General features: G+C 63.8%; 11 protein-coding genes. 7 read left to right on the top strand and 4 right to left on the bottom strand.

The genetic code is table 11. From position 1 onward, the window contains the following. Window positions 1-320 precede the first annotated feature (320 nt). Genes B0G83_RS15255 through B0G83_RS15245 form a run of 3 tightly spaced genes read left to right on the top strand, consistent with a single transcriptional unit; the run spans window position 321 to window position 6,491 of the window. Window positions 321-2,522, top strand: coding sequence for a hypothetical protein (locus tag B0G83_RS15255; RefSeq protein ID WP_105508233.1), 2,202 nt, complete (start codon window positions 321-323; stop codon window positions 2,520-2,522). 55 nt (window positions 2,523-2,577) lie between these two features. Beyond that, window positions 2,578-4,044 (top strand): flippase, encoded by a 1,467-nt coding sequence (locus B0G83_RS15250; RefSeq protein WP_105508232.1) that lies wholly within the window; start codon window positions 2,578-2,580, stop codon window positions 4,042-4,044. Then, a complete protein-coding gene (locus tag B0G83_RS15245; protein WP_105508231.1) occupies window positions 4,041-6,491 on the top strand; it encodes a glycosyltransferase family 4 protein in 2,451 nt (816 codons plus the stop codon). The genes B0G83_RS15250 and B0G83_RS15245 overlap by 4 nt, the downstream gene beginning before the upstream one ends. A gap of 213 nt (window positions 6,492-6,704) precedes the next feature. Here B0G83_RS15245 and B0G83_RS15240 read toward each other — a convergent pair whose 3' ends face one another. Next, window positions 6,705-7,928, bottom strand: a complete 1,224-nt coding sequence (locus tag B0G83_RS15240) for an acyltransferase (RefSeq protein ID WP_105508230.1) — start codon at window positions 7,926-7,928, stop codon at window positions 6,705-6,707. A gap of 267 nt (window positions 7,929-8,195) precedes the next feature. Here B0G83_RS15240 and B0G83_RS38640 point away from each other — a divergent pair, with 267 nt between their 5' ends. Further along, window positions 8,196-8,339: a hypothetical protein gene (locus B0G83_RS38640; RefSeq protein ID WP_181156884.1), complete on the top strand. Its 144-nt coding sequence runs from the start codon at window positions 8,196-8,198 to the stop codon at window positions 8,337-8,339. A gap of 307 nt (window positions 8,340-8,646) precedes the next feature. Further along, window positions 8,647-9,576 carry a UTP--glucose-1-phosphate uridylyltransferase GalU gene (gene galU, locus B0G83_RS15235; protein ID WP_105508229.1) on the top strand — a complete coding sequence of 310 codons (930 nt, stop codon included), beginning with the start codon at window positions 8,647-8,649 and terminating at the stop codon, window positions 9,574-9,576. A 236-nt stretch (window positions 9,577-9,812) separates the two neighbouring features. Here the strand turns inward: galU and B0G83_RS15230 are convergent, their stop codons facing one another. Together B0G83_RS15230 and B0G83_RS15225 are read right to left on the bottom strand one after the other, a co-directional pair. Then, window positions 9,813-11,984 carry a malate synthase G gene (locus tag B0G83_RS15230; protein ID WP_105508525.1) on the bottom strand — a complete coding sequence of 724 codons (2,172 nt, stop codon included), beginning with the start codon at window positions 11,982-11,984 and terminating at the stop codon, window positions 9,813-9,815. Between the two features lie 68 nt (window positions 11,985-12,052). Continuing rightward, entirely contained in the window at window positions 12,053-12,457 is a 405-nt protein-coding gene (locus B0G83_RS15225; RefSeq protein WP_105508228.1) for a heme-binding protein, read from the bottom strand. A gap of 238 nt (window positions 12,458-12,695) precedes the next feature. Between B0G83_RS15225 and B0G83_RS15220 the strand changes: the two genes are divergently transcribed. Beyond that, window positions 12,696-13,583 carry an MOSC domain-containing protein gene (locus B0G83_RS15220; protein WP_105508227.1) on the top strand — a complete coding sequence of 296 codons (888 nt, stop codon included), beginning with the start codon at window positions 12,696-12,698 and terminating at the stop codon, window positions 13,581-13,583. 30 nt (window positions 13,584-13,613) lie between these two features. Here B0G83_RS15220 and B0G83_RS15215 read toward each other — a convergent pair whose 3' ends face one another. Then, complete coding sequence (locus B0G83_RS15215) at window positions 13,614-13,994, bottom strand: response regulator (RefSeq protein WP_105508226.1); 381 nt, start codon at window positions 13,992-13,994, stop codon at window positions 13,614-13,616. 705 nt (window positions 13,995-14,699) lie between these two features. On the opposite strand from B0G83_RS15215, the gene nirB reads away from it, so the two are divergent. Continuing rightward, entirely contained in the window at window positions 14,700-17,246 is a 2,547-nt protein-coding gene (gene nirB, locus B0G83_RS15210; RefSeq protein ID WP_105508225.1) for a nitrite reductase large subunit NirB, read from the top strand. Window positions 17,247-17,287: the final 41 nt, after the last annotated feature.

Below are 17,287 nucleotides of genomic sequence, written 5' to 3'. Positions count from 1 at the left end.
CGCAATGGATTTTTATGCTTGTGTCGCGCCGATGACGCAGCGCGTAATAAGTGCGGATGGCGGTGCCTTCGCATCGGTAAAGATGAATCGCGACGTGCAAGCGAAGTGGTGTCGCGTGGTTAATTTCCGGTTAATCGATTTTTAAATGGATTTCTTTCACGAGGCTTAAGGCGTCGAATATTTTTGAATTATTTTCGATTTTCGTCGCACGGTTTTTTCCGCGTAATGTGAGCCGTGCGGATCGGGCGGTCAGGGAGGGCGCGTGCGCCGCACACGTAGCCCGTTCACGGCGAACCGCCGCGCTGACTGGAGGAAATACCTTGCCCCGTTTCAAGTTCAAAAGCTGGTTCGCTGTGCTCGCCTGCGCCACCGGATTCGCCGCGGCATCGCTGAGCGTCACGGCCGGCGCGGAAACCGCGTTGAACGCGAAGACTTCATGGATCGGCAATACCTTCGGTTTCGGCGACGGCAGCTGGGCGCAGATCAACATCACCGCGATCGCGGTCGCGCCCGACGGCAAGGTTTATACGAACGCACCATGGGACGAAAGCGGCGCCGAAGCGAGCGTCTATCAGAACGGCAAGATGCTCGGCTTTGCGGGCGGCACGCACGGTTGGGGCAATAGCGGCGGCAGCGCGATCGCGGTGAACCGCAAATATGCGTTCGTCGCGATCGCTGTCGGCAACGAGAAGGGGCGGCTGGTCGAGCAGGGCGTGTGGCCGGAGAAGGGCAAGCAATGGTTCGGCATTTCGCGGCGGCAGATCGCCGATCCGAAGCTCGCCGCGCCGTTCCAGCCCGCCGCGAAGGCCGCGGATCCGCACGCGCAACTGGCGGCCGGCTTCCTGATGATGAACGAAGTGCCGACCGGCACGAGCGCGGAGATCGGCGGTCTGGCGGCGAACGACAGCACGCTTTACGCGGCCAACACCGCGCGCGATCGCATCGAGGTCTACGACGCCGAATCGATGCAGCAGAAAACCACCTGGAGCGTGCAGGAACCGGGCCGCCTTGCGCTCGCGCCCGACGGCACGCTGTGGGTCTTGAGCGGCACGCGTAACGATCGCGCGCCGCACGTCGAGCACTACACCCCGGCGGGCAAGCGCATCGACGAGACGCTGACGTTGCCGGCCGACTCGGTGGCCGTCGATATCGCCGTCGACGCGCAAGGCCGTCTGCTGATCGCCGACAACGGCCCACGTCAGCAGGTGCTGTTCTTCAGCAAAAGCAACGGCCGCTATGCGGAGTCGGGTTCGCTCGGCGAGCGCGGCGGCATCTTTAGCGGCGTCGCGGGCAAACCCGGGCCGCAGCGCTTCAACGGACTCACCGGCGTGGGCGTGGATGCGCGCGGCAACGTCTACGTATCGACCAACGGCATCGGGCCGCGCTACGACCCGATCGGCGCCGGTCTCGGCGCGACGCTCGAAAGCTACGCGCCGGACGGCAAGCGCAACTGGCAGGTGCAGGGGCTGCTGTTCGTCGACGGTGCGTGGATCGATCCGGCGCGCCCCGATAGCGTCTACACCGGCAACAAGCGCTTCGAACTCGATCTGTCGAAGCCCGCCGGGCAGGACTGGAAATACGCGGGCTTTCTGTCGAACCGCTTCAGGTATCCAGACGATCCGGTGTTCCATACGGATCAGTATCCGGGCCTGCCGATCGCCCGTCAGTTGAAGGGCCGCACGTTCCTGTACCTGACCGACATGTATGCGGACCATCTGAAGATCTATCGCTTCGATGCGCAGCGCGACGGCGAGACGGCGATTCCGTCGGGCTTCATCGCCGGGCGTGAGCGTGCGGTCGCGAAAGTGCCGAATGCGCCGCCGGGCGGCGACTGGATCTGGCGCGATACGAACGGTGACGGCAGGTTCAACACCGACGAATTCACGCTCAATACGAGCGGCACCAAGCTCGCGGGCGGCTGGGGCTGGTGGGTGGATAGCGCCGGCGACATCTGGCGCACGCGCGACAGCAAGGGCATTTATCGCTTCCGTTTCGGCGGGCTCGATGCGAAGGGCAACCCGATCTACTCGTATTCGAATCTGACGCAGTACCCGGTGCCGGCACCGTTCACCGAACTGCATCGCGCGATTTACGAACCGGCCACCGACACGATGTACGTGACCGGCTACACGCCGGATACACCGGTCGATCGCGGCTTCTGGAAGGAAGTGGGCCGCGTGCTGGTGCGCTACGACAAATGGTCGAGCGGCAAGCCGGTGCAGCGCTATGCGATCACGCTGCCGTGGCAGACGCAGAGCAAACCGATCGTCACGATCATCGGGCTGACCGTCGAAGGGCAATACCTGTTCGGCGTCGAGCCGGTCGGCGCGGTACACGTGTGGGACAAGGACAGCGGCAAGGAAGTCGGCGTGATCCGGCCGGGCCCCGAAGTGGGCCGCGCGTCGGGCTGGGTCGACGTGCCCAATGGTATCAGCGCCGCGAAGCGCGCCGATGGCGAGTACCTCGTGTTCGTCGAAGAAGACGCACGCGGCAAAGTGATGATGTACCGGTGGAAACCTTGAGGCCCACCCCGTTGCAGGCGCGCTTCAGTAACCGCAGTCAAAACCAGGACATCCGATGGACAAAGGCATTCTCAAGAACGTAGCGATCAATTTCTTCGGGCTGGTCCTGCCGACTTTCGTCTCGCTCGTGACCGTGCCGTCGTATATCAAGCTGCTCGGCGTCGAGCGCTACGGCGTGATCAGTCTCGTGTGGACGCTGATCGGCTACTTCGGGATTCTCGATCTCGGCATGAGCATGGCCGCGCAGAATCACATCTCGAAGGCGCGGGCTTCCGGCGACAAGGACGAATGCGTGCGCGTGTTCTGGAGCGCGACGTGGCTCAATCTGGCGACCGGCGTGATAGGCGGGCTCATCATCTATTTCGGCGCGTTTCTGTACACCGCGTATTTCACCAAGGTGTCGCCCGAATTGCAGCACGAGGTGTATATGGCGCTGCCGTGGCTCGCGGTGGCGATTCCGATCGCGAACGTCTCGTGGGTGTTCGCCGGTGCCATCAACGGTGCGGAGCGCTTCGGCGTCTACAACACCAATCAGACCCTCGGCACCTTCCTGTTCCAGTTGCTGCCGCTGGGCGCCGCGCTGTGGCTCGGCGCGACCTTGCAGAACGTGCTGGCCGCCGCGGTATTCGCGCGGATTCTGGCGGCGCTGATGCTGGGCCGTTCCGCGCTGAAGGTGCTGGAAATCCGCAGCATTCGGGCGCCGCAATTCGGCGTCGCGAAGGGCTTGTTCAACTTTGGCGGCTGGATGCTGATTGCGAGCGTCACCACGATGGTCGCCGACTCGCTCGACCGCGTCATGCTCGGCACCACGCTCGGCGCGCGCTTCGTCACGTATTACACCGTGCCGCAGAACCTCGTGACGCGGCTGAACATCGTGCCGACGGCGCTGGTGCGTACGCTGTTTCCGCGTTTGTCCGCCGTGGGTCGTGCCGACGCCGACACCATCACGCAGCAGTCGCTCGAATTTCTCAACGGCGTGTTCACGCCGGTCGCACTGGTCGCGATGCTGGTGCTCGAACCGTTTCTGCATCTATGGGTGGGCAATGAGATCGCGACCGTGGCCGCGCCGGTGGGCCGGATCATGATCATTGCCGTGTGGCTCGTCGGGCAGGCGAACGTGACGCGGATTCTGATCCAGTCGCAGGTTCATCCGGCGACCGCCGCGCGGGTCGGCTTGTTCGAATTGCCCTTGTTTGCAGGGGCGTTGTGGTTCGGCATCTCGCACTTCGGGTTGACCGGCGCGGCGGTGGCGGTGGCCGGCCGCGCGCTGTTCGACTACGCGGTGCTGCTGCATTTCGCGGCGATCCGCGCGCGCCAGATCGCGCTCGACATGCTTGCCCACCTCGCATTCCTGCTGGCCAGCCTGTGGCTCGCCAGCTTTCTGCCGGGTCTCGCCCTGGCGATCGTGGCCGGCCTGCTGATGGTCGGCGCGAATCTCGCCTGGTCGTTCACGATGACTCCCGCTTTGCGCGATCTTGCGCGTTCACTGCTGTTGCGACTGAATCCGAGGAAAAGCGCATGAACCACGAAGTCCTTGAAGAAGAAGCCGTGCTGCGACCCGCGACGCGCAGCGCCCTGGCCGAACTCACCAGCGTGCCGGGCGTGCAGGCGCCGCCGCGCCGCGCCGCGCTGCGTGCCGATAAAACCGTGCGCGTGGCGATCGTGCACGACTGGCTCGTCACCTATGCGGGCGCCGAGAAGGTGCTGGAGCAGATCGTCGCGTGCTTTCCGGATGCGGATCTGTTCAGCCTGGTCGATTTTCTCGACGACCGCGGCTTTCTGCGCGGCAAGCGAGTAACGACCTCGTTCATCCAGAAACTGCCGCTTGCACGCACCAAGTACCGCACCTATCTGCCGCTCATGCCGCTCGCGATCGAACAGCTCGACGTGTCCGCCTACGACGTGGTGATTTCGAGCAGCCACGCGGTGGCCAAGGGCATTCTGACCGGGCCCGACCAGGTGCATATCAGCTACGTGCATTCGCCGATCCGCTACGCGTGGGATTTACAGCACCAGTATCTGCAGCAGTCGAAGCTGACCAACGGGCCGAAGTCGGCGATGGCGCGGCTGATTCTGCATTACATCCGCAACTGGGATATCCGCACGTCGAATTCGGTGGACGGTTTTGTCGCCAACTCGGATTTCATCGCGCGGCGTATCAGGAAGGTGTATCAGCGCGACGCGCAGGTGATCTTTCCGCCGGTGGACGTGGAAGCTTTTTCGCTGTGCACCGACAAGGAAGATTTTTATCTGACCGCCTCGCGGATGGTGCCGTACAAGAAGATCGATCTGATCGTCGAGGCGTTCGCGCGGATGCCCGAGCGCAAGCTGGTGGTGATCGGCGACGGCCCCGACATGCGGAAAATCCGCGCGAAAGCAGGCCCGAACGTGGAGATCATGGGTTATCAGCCGTTCAAGGTGCTGAAGGACCGGATGAGCCGCGCCAAGGCGTTCGTGTTCGCCGCCGAGGAGGACTTCGGTATCTCGGTGGTCGAGGCGCAGGCCTGCGGCACGCCGGTGATCGCCTACGGCAAGGGCGGCGCGCTCGAAACCGTGCGCGACGTGTCGGAGTCGCGGCCCACCGGCATGTTCTTCGACGAACAGGACGCCGAGTCGATCATCGCGGCGGTCGAGCGTTTCGACCAGCACGTGAAGCGATTTTCGCCAGTGGACTGCCGCCACAACGCCGAGCAATTTTCCGCGGCGCATTTCCGCGAACGCTTCTTTTCGCACGTGCGCGCGGCCGTGCCGGCGTTGCGCGACGCGACGCTGCCGCGGTACGCGCCGTACAAGGCGGAAGCCGCGGCCGGCGCGCCGCGCATTCTGGCCGTCGATCAAAGCGGCGTGCTGGGCGGCGCCGAGTTGTCGCTGCTGGAAATCGTCAAGGCGCTGCGCTCGCGCATCGAGGTCGTGCTGTTCGACGACGGCCCGTTCCGCACGGCGCTCGCCAGAACCGGCGCGAGTGTCGAGGTCCTGGAGGCGGGCGCGCTGCGCAACGTCCGCAAGCAGGGCGGCTCGCTGCCGAAGGGCCAGGCGCTGAAGGGTCTGGTCTCGCTCGTGCGCGCGACCGCGAAACGCGCGCGCAAGGCCGACGTGATCTACGCGAACACCCAGCGCGCGATGGTGATCGGCGCGCTCGCCGGCAAGCTCGCGCGCCGTCCGGTGGTGTGGCATCTGCGCGATATCGTCAGCCCGGAGCATTTCGGCGGCAAGCAACTGGCCATCATCAAGTGGTGCGCGCGCTTCGGTCTCGCGCACGTCATCGCCAATTCGGCGGCGTCGGCGCGCGCATTCACCGAGCTCACGCGGTTCGACGCGAAACGTGTCGATGTGGTGTTCAACGGCATTTCGGCCGCGCCGTTCGACGCGCTGCGCACGGTGCCGCAGGCCACGCTGCGCCAGCGCCTCAATCTGCCGCAGGACGCGTTTCTGGTCGGTTCGTTCAGCCGCCTCGCGCGCTGGAAAGGCCAGCACGTGCTGCTCGAAGCCATGGTTCTGAATCCGCAGATGCACGCGGTGCTGGTCGGCGCGGCGCTGTTCGGCGAAGACCAGTACGAGATCGAATTGCACGCCTTCGTGGCGGCTCACAACCTCGGCGAGCGGGTGCATTTTCTCGGCTTCCAGCACGATATCGCGGCCTGCATGTGCGCGGTCGACGCGGTCGTTCATACGTCGATCACGCCGGAGCCGTTCGGCCGCGTGATCGTCGAAGGCATGCTCGCGCAGCGGCCGGTGGTGGCGGCGCGGGCGGGCGGCGTGCTGGAGATCGTCCACGACTACGAGAACGGCGTGCTGTGTACCCCCGGCGACGCGCACGGTCTCGCCGATACGCTCGCCGAACTCCGCTCGAACGACGAACTGCGCAACCGGCTGGTCAGAAATGGCTATCAGACGGCGTTGAGCCGCTTCGGCACCACGACCTATGTGGACAGTGTCGCGCGGATTCTGAAGGGCGTGGCGGGGCGGTAAAGCGGTCTGGCGACGGTTTCAGGTCGTGGCATCAGGTCCGCCTGGGGCTTCGGACTTTCAAACCGGCGCCGACCAGTGACGATTCCGGAAACAGGCCGGTGAAACGGTTTTGACGCGGGGGTGTAGGCAGGGGCTTGGCCGGTTCCTGTCGTTGGCGCAGCGGAGCGAAAGTCTCGGGACTTTCGCTCCGTTTTTTTCGCACGGGTGTCGGCTTCAGGCCGGCTTTCCCATGGCTTTTTTCGGTTTGAAGCTCGCCGACCATTTCATGGCCGGCAATTCGACCAGCCGGTAGAACAAGTAGGCGACCGGAATGGCCACCAGCATGTAGCCGAACGACGGCCAGATCGTCATTTGCAGCGACGAGCGGAACAGCAGCGACGACAGCAGCACGAAGATCGGCAGATGAATCAGATACAGCGAGAAGCTGAAATCGCCCAGGCGCGACAGCACCCGCGTGCCCCAACCACGGCCCTGGTTCGCGTGGCGGCGGTCCAGCGCCTGGTACAGATAGAACGCGAAGCCGATCGCCCAGAACTGGAAGGCGCCGTACTGACCGAAATGGAACGCCGCGCAGCCCAACGCGATAAACCCGGCCGCCAGCGCGTAGAGCCATACCGGCGAGCGCGTGTTCCGCTGCGTGCCGGAGGCCTTGGCGTCGGCGATCCATGCGCCGAGCGTCCACGCAAACCAGTACGACGTGAAGAACTGGATATCGTGGCGTTCGAGCACATACGCCGACACCACATTGACCACCGCGACCAGCGCCAGCACGTTGGTCATGCCGATCCGGCGGCGCAGCGCGAACAGCAGCGGATAGATCGCGTAGAACTGCACTTCGAGCGACAACGTCCACAATGCGCCGTTCGAGCCATAGGTCTTGCCGGCCACGCCTTGCAGCGAGAACAGATTGACGAGGAATGCCTGCAGGCCGATCTCGCGGATCTTGTGGCTAACGGGCGGCAACTGCAGGCTGAACCAGTCGAGCGCGAAGGTCAGCAGCAGCGCCGCGAGCAGCACCGGATAAATGCGCGCGAACCGGCGCACCCAGAAATTACCCGCCTCGAGCCGGTAAGCCGGATTGGCGGCGAGCCGCAGCGCGCCGCCGCGGTGAATGCAGTAGCCGCTGATCACAAAGAAAATCGGCACACCCGCCGAGCCCCATGCAATCGGCAAGGTCAGATAGGCGGCCAGCGTATTCAGGCTGAACGCATGGCCCGCGCTCTGGTGAAACGCCTGCATGCCGACCCATTCGATCTGCCGGCAATGAAAATACGCGACCAGCAACGCGGCGAAACCCCGCATTGCGTCGATGACATGCTCCTTGCCGGCGCTCGCGGCGCGTGCTTCGTTCCGCGCCTGCGCCATACGGGCGCTTCGCGGCGCGGCGGGCAGATGGGGCAGGGATGAGCCGGCGGCATCCAGTGCTGGGTCGCTCATGCGCGGTCCTTGGTCTGAAGGAGATGGGGGTAAAGGGCAAAGGCGTCTGAATGCGGACAGAGGGGGCATGCCGTGCACGCCGACGGTGCGTTACATCGTAGTGCAGCGCGGCGGCAAAAAAATCGCTAAAAAATTGCGGAATGAATTGAATGGGATGGCGATTTTGTGACGAATTGTAATTGAGCGTCAGCAGATGCGGCACTGAATTATTTACTGCTTTTGTCATGCTAATTTAAGTGACGGATTCTCTTGACCCGAGGTGAAGTCATGAACCTGCATTTACTCGCCGGCATTGCCGTGCTGTTGCTCCTTGTCGCCGCCTCCGCCTACCGGGAAGCGCTGCGCAACGAGCCGATCCGCCGATACAGGATGAATTCGGGCAAGCTGCCCCAGCACGACGAGAACGAATGAATCACCCGATCTGGCGGGTAGTGACGGCGCCCGGCGTCGCGTGATCCCCTGCACGCCGCCGACCCGCACCACTGAACCTACTCAAGTAAGATTTTCGGCATTTCCGAAAAATAATTCGATTGAGATACGTAATTGTTGCTGGGCGTTTATCACGATGCGACATATCGAAATCCAATCCAATTATTTATTCAGATCGAGAAAATTTTCACGTATGAAGCCGTTTGATTTTTTTGCTAGTCTTGCCGGCGACATCGATTGGCCGCCAGGCCCGCGAACACTCTAATTTCTAACCGATGGAATGCCCACCATGCTGAAAGTCACCAAAGCCGTGTTTCCCGTAGCGGGCCTCGGGACACGATTCCTGCCGGCTACCAAGGCAAGTCCGAAGGAAATGCTGCCGGTCGTCGACAAGCCGCTAATTCAGTACGCGGTGGAAGAAGCGGTTGCCGCCGGTATCACCGAGATGATCTTCGTGACCGGCCGCAGCAAGCGCGCGATCGAAGACCATTTCGACAAATCGTATGAGATCGAGGCGGAACTCGAAGCGCGCAACAAGCAGAAGCTGCTCGATCTGGTGCGCAGCATCAAACCGGCCAACGTCGACTGTTTCTATGTGCGGCAGGCCGAAGCGCTCGGTCTGGGCCACGCGGTGCTGTGCGCCGAGAAACTGGTGGGCGAGAGCCCGTTCGCCGTGATTCTGGCCGACGACCTGCTGCACAGCTCGAAGCCGGTCATGAGCCAACTGGTCGATACCTTCAATCACTATCACAGCTCGGTGATCGGCGTCGAAACCATCGCGCGCGAGGACAGCCGCTCGTATGGCGTGGTGGACGGCCGCGAGTGGGAAGACAACGTGATCAAGATGTCGGGCATCGTCGAAAAGCCGGCGCCGGACAAGGCGCCGTCGAATCTCGGCGTGGTGGGGCGCTACGTGCTGATGCCGACCATCTTCAAGCATATCCGCGCGCTGAAGCCGGGCGCGGGCGGCGAACTGCAATTGACCGACGCGGTGCAGTCGCTGCTGACCGAAGAGCAGGTGCTCGCCTACCGCTACTTCGGTACGCGTTTTGATTGCGGCAGCAAGCTCGGATATCTGAAGGCGACGGTCGAATTCGCGCTGCGCCATCCGGAAGTGAAAGCGGAATTCGAAGCGTATCTGCAGGCTTATATGCAGGGTAAAGGGCAGGTCAACGGCGTGGCCAGCACGGCGACGCAATACACGGCCGAGGCGGCTTGAGGAGTTGATCGGTCGCGGGCTTTGATGAGCCCCAGGGCGGTGCCGGCAATCGACGCGAGGTGAATCGGTCTTTTCGCGCAACGGCGGCCGCTGCCAACGCATCACGCAGAAGCAACGCGCAGTAGTACCGCGCACGTTAAAACGGGTGCCGTTTTTAAGCGGCACCCGTCTTTTTTTGCGCGCTTCGAACGGCACGCTCGGAAACCGTTCAAGCCACGCAGAAGGCCGAAACCCGCTCAGCCTTGCTTCACTTCCAGCCGGAACTTATGCAGCAACGGTTCCGTATAGCCGCTCGGCTGCTGACGTCCTTCGAACACCAGCGCTTGCGCAGCCTTGAACGCGATCGTGTCGAAGCCGGGTGCCATGGGCCGATAATGCGGGTCGCCGGCATTCTGTTCGTCGACCACCTTCGCCATGCGCCTGAACGTCTCTTCGACCAGCTCACGCTTCACCACGCCGTGATACAGCCAGTTGGCGATATGCTGGCTCGAAATGCGCAGCGTCGCGCGGTCTTCCATCAGGCCGACGTTGTGAATGTCGGGCACCTTCGAGCAGCCCACGCCCTGATCGATCCAGCGCACCACGTAACCGAGAATGCCCTGCACGTTGTTGTCGATCTCGCTGCGGATTTCGTCGTCGCTCCATTGCGCCGTTTCGACGACCGGAATGGTCAGCAGGCCGTCGAGCAGTTCGTCGCGCACCTGCGCGTAATCCGTGCGTTCCAGTTGCTGCTGGACCGCTTGCACGTCGACCTGGTGATAGTGCAGCGCGTGCAGCGTGGCGGCGGTCGGCGAGGGCACCCAGGCGGTATTGGCGCCGGCTTTCGGATGTGCGATCTTCTGTTCGAGCATGGCGTGCATCAGGTCGGGCATGGCCCACATGCCCTTGCCGATCTGCGAGCGGCCCCGCAGCCCCGCGCTCAAACCGACCAGCACGTTGCTGCGCTCGTACGCGGCGATCCAGGCGCTTGCCTTCATGTCGCCCTTGCGCATCATCGGGCCCGCTTCCATGGCCGAGTGCATTTCGTCGCCGGTACGGTCGAGGAAGCCCGTGTTGATGAACGCCACCCGCTCCGACGCTTCGGCGATGCAGGCGAGCAGGTTCACGCTGGTGCGGCGCTCCTCGTCCATGATGCCCATCTTGATCGTATTGCGCGGCAGCTTCAGCAGGTCTTCCACGCGCGCGAACAGCTCGCTCGCGAACGCGACTTCGGCCGGACCGTGCATCTTCGGTTTGACGATATAGATCGAACCGGTGCGCGAATTCAGTTGATGCTTGCGGTCGTGCAACGCGCACAGCGTGGTGATCACCGCGTCGAGAATGCCTTCGGGAATCTCCGCGCCGTCTTGCGTCAGCACCGCCGGATTGGTCATCAAATGACCGACGTTGCGGATGAACAGCAACGAGCGGCCATGCAGCACCACTGGCGCCGTGCCGTTCGCGGCCACGTACACGCGATCCGCGTTCAGACGGCGAATGAAGGTCTTGCCGTTCTTCGTGACCTCTTCGGTCAGCTCACCGTTCATCAGGCCGAGCCAGTTGCGATAGAGCAGGACCTTGTCTTCCGCATCCACGGCCGCGACCGAGTCTTCGCAGTCGATGATCGTGCTCACCGCCGCTTCGACCACCACGTCCTTCACGTGCGCCAGATCGGTCTTGCCGATCGAGTCGTTCGCGTCGATCTGAATTTCGACGTGCAGGCCGTTGTGCTTGAGCAGCACCGCCGACGGCGCACTCTCTTCGCCCTGATAGCCGATGAACTGCGCCGGCGTTTTCAGCTCGCTCGTGCCGTTCTTCAGCGTGACGACCAGCTTGCCGCTGTCGACGCCGTAGCGGGTCGCGTCGGCATGCGAGCCGGTCGCGAGCGGCGCGGCCTGGTCGAGGAATTGGCGGGCATAGGCGATCACCGCGGCGCCGCGCACCGGGTTGAAGGCTTGCTGCTTCTCGGCGCCGTTGCTCTCGGGGATAGCGTCGGTGCCGTACAGCGCGTCGTACAGGCTGCCCCAGCGCGCGTTCGCCGCGTTCAGCGCATAGCGCTGATTCGACAACGGCACCACCAGTTGCGGGCCGGCCTGTTCGGCGATTTCGGTGTCCACGTGGTCGGTCGTGGCTTTGACGCTGGCGGGCACGGGCACGATATAGCCGATGCCTTCGAGAAACGCGCGATACGCACGCAGGTCGCGCACCGGGCCCGGATGGGCGCGATGCCAGCTGTCGAGTTCGGTTTGCAGGCGGTCGCGCTCGGCCAGCAGCGCACGGTTTTTGGGCGCCAGCTCGTGCACGAGGGCGTCGAAACCCGACCAGAAAGCTGCGCTGTCGATTCCGGTGCCGGGCAGGGCTTCGGTTTCGACGAACTGGTCGAGGTTGGCGGCGACCTGCAGTTCGCCGCGCGGGTTCATCTGAGTCATCGACTGCTCCATCTGTCTGAATGGGGCCGATGAGGGGGCATCGGCCCGCGTTGAGCTACAACTGCGGTTTAAACGGCCAGCGCCTGAATACCGGCTTTGGCGATCTGTGCGTCCTGATCCGACTTGACGCCCGACACGCCGACGGCGCCGATCACGTGGCCTTCGACGATCACCGGCACGCCGCCTTCCAGCGTGCCCAGCAACGGCGCGCTCAGGAACGCGGTGCGGCCGTTGTTGATCATGTCTTCGTATACCTTGGTTTCACGGCGGCCGACCGCCGAAGTGCGGGCCTTTTCCGTCGCGATGTACGAACTGGCCGGCGCGCTGCCGTCCAGCCGCAGCATGCCCAACTGGTGGCCGCCATCGTCGACCACCACGATTGCGACGGCCCATTGGTGCTTCTCGGCCTCGGCGCGAGCGGCCTCGAGGATGCGGGTCGTTTCGGCGACGGTCAACACGGGTTTGCTCAGCATAATGAATTTCCTGTCTCGGGTTATGGTAAGGATGCTTCTATAAATTCAATCCAGTGACGCTTTGACGCTAAGCGAGGGCCGTCGCGCAGCCCGGTGATTTTACGTCCAAGCGCGGTTCGAACAAACCGCTGCATGACGCATGCCGGTTATCGGTGATCCGGCGCGCCGGCCTGCCGGGCCTTACAATCGAGCTTCAAAGACCAGCCCCATCAGCGCGGCCCCACGCGCGGACCACATCATGCCGACCATCAGCGAGCTTTTCGTCTATCCGATCAAATCCTGCGCGGGCATCGCGTTGAGCGAAGCGCGCCTGCTCGCCACCGGGCTCGAATACGACCGCTGCTGGATCGTCATCGACCCGGCCGGCGCGATGCTCACGCAGCGCGCCTATCCGCGCATGGCGCTGATCAAGGTCGAACTCGGCGACACCGAGATCGTGATTCGCGCGCCCGGCATGGGCGAACTGCGCACGCCGCTCGACGCCGCGCGGCTCGACGCGCCGCGCAAAGTGCAGACCCAGGTCTGGCGAGACGCGGCCTATGGTCTCGATACCGGCGAGGCCAGCGCGGCCTGGTTTTCCGCGTTTCTCGGCGTGCCGGTGCGGCTGCTGCGTTTCGATCCCGAGCGCGAGCGCATCGTCGATCCGGATTACACCGCGAGCACCGGTGGCGCCACCACCTATTTTGCCGACGGGTTTCCGTTGCTCGTCGTGGGTCAGGCGTCGCTCGACGACCTGAACACGCGGCTGGCACGCAAGGGCGCGCCGTCCATTCTCATCGACCGGTTCCGCCCGAACGTCGTGCTGACGGGACTGGAGGCCTACGAGGAAGACTATGTGGAGACGTTGAGCGTCGACGCCGGCGGGGCGGCGGATGGGATGCCCACCGTGCAACTGCAACTCGTCAAGACATGTGCGCGCTGTCCGATGCCCACCGTCGACCAGGCAACGGGCGCACCCGATCCCGACTGGCCGAACGAGCCGACCGACACGATGAGCACGTACCGCGCGAATCCGCAGCGCAACGGCGCGCTGACGTTCGGCAATAACGCGCTCGTGGCGAGCGGCGCCGGGACATGGTTGCGAGTGGGGCAGACGGTCGAGGCGGAACTGGGCTTCGGCGATTGAAACCCCGTCTTGAACCGGCTCAAGCCCCGCTCAAGGCCGCCTCGATCCGTTCAATGCGGCAAGAATCACCGGCATCGGCACCGGTTTGACGAAATGGTGATTGAAGCCCGAGCGTAGCGACTCGCTGCGTTCCTCGGCGCGATCGAGTCCGCTGACCGCGACCAGCATCGGCGCCGGCACGTCGCCAACGGAACGGATCCGGCGCGCCACCGCACGCCCGTCGAGGCGCGGCATCTCGACATCGAGCAGCGCGGCGCCCGGATGCCAGGCGCAATAGTGCGCCAGCGCGTCGAGCCCGTTGCGGGCGGTGCGGATGTCGAAACCCTGGGCGCTGAAATAAAGCGTGTAGGCGGCCAGCAGATCCGGGTCGTCGTCGGCGATCAGCAGGCGGGCCGTTTCCTGAGTCAACATTGGCTTCCCCCATGAATAGGCCTGGTATGTGTATTCCTGGTATTGAGCAATTTGAAGTCCCGCTAGAATCGTGGCGCGATGTTTTCGCTTCCAGGCCCGTTTCCAGGCCCGCTTCCAGTCCTGCTTCCGGGCCCTCCGCGCACAACCTCCGGCACCGCCTGTTTATGACCAATTTACCGCTCGGCGTCGGAAGTCTTCCACGTTGCGCATGGCGGGTTTGATCGACGACGTGATGGACTTCGCGCGTGGCCAATCCGCCGCGTCAGCTCGCCGACGACATCGCGATTAATACGCCGGTGCGCTGCGACCGCACGCTGGAGGTCCGGTCGTCGGAACAAGAGCCGCACGCGCACAGTGCTGCGTCGCACCATCCCTGTGCCTTGCTGCATCAAAACGCGTCGCGCCGATAGCTGGCCGCACGCGCGTGCCATTCCCCTTTAAGCCTCGCACCACGGGCTCTCTACGCCCATTTCACGGCATTGGCACGGCCTTTGCATAATGGTGTGCCATCGGATCAACGTGGGTCCGTCGCGAGCGCAACACAATGTGCCCGCCGCAGCACCGATCAGGACAACGGCGTCCCCCGGATTCAGTCATCGACTGGATTCGCGGGACGCCGTTTTTGTTTCCGGAAGCGTTTTTCGCTGCTGTCGCGCGGCGGCGCATGAAACCCAGCAAGCCCAGCACATTGAGGACACCGCGGTCATGAAAATCATCGTTATCGGTCACGGGATGGTCGGCCACAAACTGGTGGAATGCCTCGCGCAAGACGCCGCGCACGGACTCGACCTCACCGTGCTGTGCGAAGAGTCACGGCCGGCCTACGACCGCGTGCATCTGTCGGCGTTCTTCGCGGGCAAGAGTGCGGACGATCTGTCGCTGGTCGAACCGGGTTTCTTCGAGCGGCAGAACGTGCTGCTCAAGCTGAACGCGAAGGCGGTCGCGATCGATCGCAACGCACGTACCGTGACCGTCTCGACCGGCGAGACCCTGGCTTACGACAAGCTCGTGTTCGCCACCGGCTCGTATCCGTTCGTGCCGCCGGTGCCGGGCCGCGAACGTGCCGACTGCTTCGTGTATCGCACCATCGACGATCTCGAGGCGATGCGGGAATGCGGCGCACGCTCGACCACGGGTACGGTGGTGGGCGGCGGCCTGCTCGGTCTCGAATGCGCGAAGGCGCTGCGCGATATGGGCCTGCAGACCCATGTGGTGGAATTCGCGCCGCGTTTGATGGCGGTGCAGGTCGACGACGGCGGCGGCCGCGTGCTGCGCACCAGGATCGAAGAACTCGGCGTGACGGTACACACGCAGAAGAACACCACGGCGATCGTGGACGGCGAAGCCGGCACGCACCGCATGCAGTTCGCGGACGGCAGTCACCTCGACACCGACATGATCGTGTTCTCCGCGGGCATTCGTCCGCGCGACGATCTGGCGCGCGCAAGCGGTCTGACGCTCGGCGCGCGCGGCGGCATCGTGATCGACAACGCGTGCCGTACCAGCGACTCAAACATCTACGCGATCGGCGAGTGCGCGCTGTGGAACGGCCAGTTGTTCGGCCTCGTCGCGCCGGGCTACGAAATGGCGCGCGCGGTGGCGAAGCAGTTGCTGGGCGAAACGACCGGCGCCGAATTCGCCGGCGCCGACATGAGCACCAAACTGAAGCTGATGGGCGTCGACGTGGCGAGTATCGGCGACGCGCACGGCAACACGCCGGGCAGCCGCGGCTATCAGTTCAGCGACGAACGCAAGCAGGTCTACAAGAAGCTGGTGGTGTCCGAATGCGGCAAGTATCTGCTGGGCGGCGTGATGGTCGGCGACGCGAGCGACTACGGCACGCTGTTGCAGATGATGTTGAACCGCATCGAGCTGCCGGAAGCGCCTGAGTTCCTGATCCTGCCGCAAGCCGACGGCAACGCGAAACCCGCGCTCGGCGTCGACGCGTTGCCGGACGCCGCCCAGATCTGCTCGTGCAACAACGTCTCGAAGGGCGCGTTGTGCGCGGCGGTGGGTGCGGGTGCAACTGATATCGGCGCGCTCAAGTGCGCGACCGGCGCGGGCACCTCGTGCGGCGGTTGCGTGCCGCTAGTCACGCAGGTGATGAAGGCCGAGATGAAGAAGCAGGGGCTCGCGGTCAACAACCATCTGTGCGAACACTTTCCGTTTTCCCGCCAGGAGTTGTATCACCTCGTGCGGGTGGGGCAAGTACGCAGCTTCGGCGAATTGCTCGCGAGGCACGGTCATGGACTCGGCTGCGATATCTGCAAGCCGGCGGTGGCGAGCATTCTCGCGTCGTGCTGGAACGAATTCGTGCTGAAGAAAGAGCACGCGTCGCTGCAGGACACCAACGATTACTACCTCGCCAATATCCAGCGCGACGGCACGTATTCGGTCGTGCCGCGCATGGCGGGCGGCGAGGTGACGCCCGACGGTCTGATCGCCGTCGGCCATGTCGCGAAGAAATACGGCCTCTACACCAAGATCACCGGCGGTCAGCGGGTCGATCTGTTCGGCGCGCGCGTCGAACAATTGCCGTTCATCTGGGAAGAGCTGATCGCCGCCGGTTTCGAATCCGGCCATGCGTACGGCAAGTCGCTGCGCACGGTGAAGTCGTGCGTCGGTTCGACGTGGTGCCGCTACGGCGTCGGCGATTCCGTCGGGCTCGCGGTCGAACTCGAGAATCGCTACAAGGGTCTGCGCACGCCGCACAAGATCAAGTTCGGCGTCTCGGGCTGCACCCGCGAATGCGCCGAAGCGCAGGGCAAGGACGTCGGCATCATCGCGACCGAAAAGGGCTGGAATCTCTACGTCTGCGGCAACGGCGGCATGAAGCCGCGCCATGCCGAACTGCTGGCGACGGATCTGGATAAAGCAACGCTGGTGCGTTACATCGACCGTTTTCTGATGTTCTACGTGCGCACGGCCGACCGTCTGCAACGCACCAGCGTGTGGCGCGAAAACCTCGAAGGCGGACTCGCGTATCTGATCGACGTGGTCGTCAACGATCGTCTCGGCGTGGCCGCCGAACTCGAAGCGGACCTGCAGCACGTGGTCGACACGTACGAATGCGAGTGGAAGACGGCCGTGACCGATCCCGAAACCCGCAAGCGCTTCCGTCACTTCGTCAACAGCGGCGAGCCGGACCGTACCGTGACGTTCGTCGAAGAGCGCGGCCAGATCCGGCCGGCCACACCGACCGAGCGGCAAACCCGGCTCGCGGCGATTCCGGTCGTCGTGGAAACCGTCTGATCCCAGCCCCGCGTATTGCGCTATTTAACCGAGGACTTCGC

The sequence above is a fragment of the Paraburkholderia sp. BL21I4N1 genome, assembly GCF_002973525.1.
Classification (GTDB): domain Bacteria; phylum Pseudomonadota; class Gammaproteobacteria; order Burkholderiales; family Burkholderiaceae; genus Paraburkholderia.
This window is presented reverse-complemented; position numbering and strand designations above follow the sequence as displayed.

Bases quoted from the DNA above. Each gene is read 5' to 3' on its own strand.
- B0G83_RS15250 (WP_105508232.1), top strand. From the start codon at position 2,578: ATGGACAAAGGCATTCTCAAGAACGTAGCGATCAATTTCTTCGGGCTG.
- B0G83_RS15245 (WP_105508231.1), top strand. From the start codon at position 4,041: ATGAACCACGAAGTCCTTGAAGAAGAAGCCGTGCTGCGACCCGCGACG.
- B0G83_RS15240 (WP_105508230.1), bottom strand. From the start codon at position 7,928: ATGAGCGACCCAGCACTGGATGCCGCCGGCTCATCCCTGCCCCATCTG.
- B0G83_RS38640 (WP_181156884.1), top strand. From the start codon at position 8,196: ATGAACCTGCATTTACTCGCCGGCATTGCCGTGCTGTTGCTCCTTGTC.
- galU (WP_105508229.1), top strand. From the start codon at position 8,647: ATGCTGAAAGTCACCAAAGCCGTGTTTCCCGTAGCGGGCCTCGGGACA.
- B0G83_RS15230 (WP_105508525.1), bottom strand. From the start codon at position 11,984: ATGACTCAGATGAACCCGCGCGGCGAACTGCAGGTCGCCGCCAACCTC.
- B0G83_RS15225 (WP_105508228.1), bottom strand. From the start codon at position 12,457: ATGCTGAGCAAACCCGTGTTGACCGTCGCCGAAACGACCCGCATCCTC.
- B0G83_RS15220 (WP_105508227.1), top strand. From the start codon at position 12,696: ATGCCGACCATCAGCGAGCTTTTCGTCTATCCGATCAAATCCTGCGCG.
- B0G83_RS15215 (WP_105508226.1), bottom strand. From the start codon at position 13,994: ATGTTGACTCAGGAAACGGCCCGCCTGCTGATCGCCGACGACGACCCG.
- nirB (WP_105508225.1), top strand. From the start codon at position 14,700: ATGAAAATCATCGTTATCGGTCACGGGATGGTCGGCCACAAACTGGTG.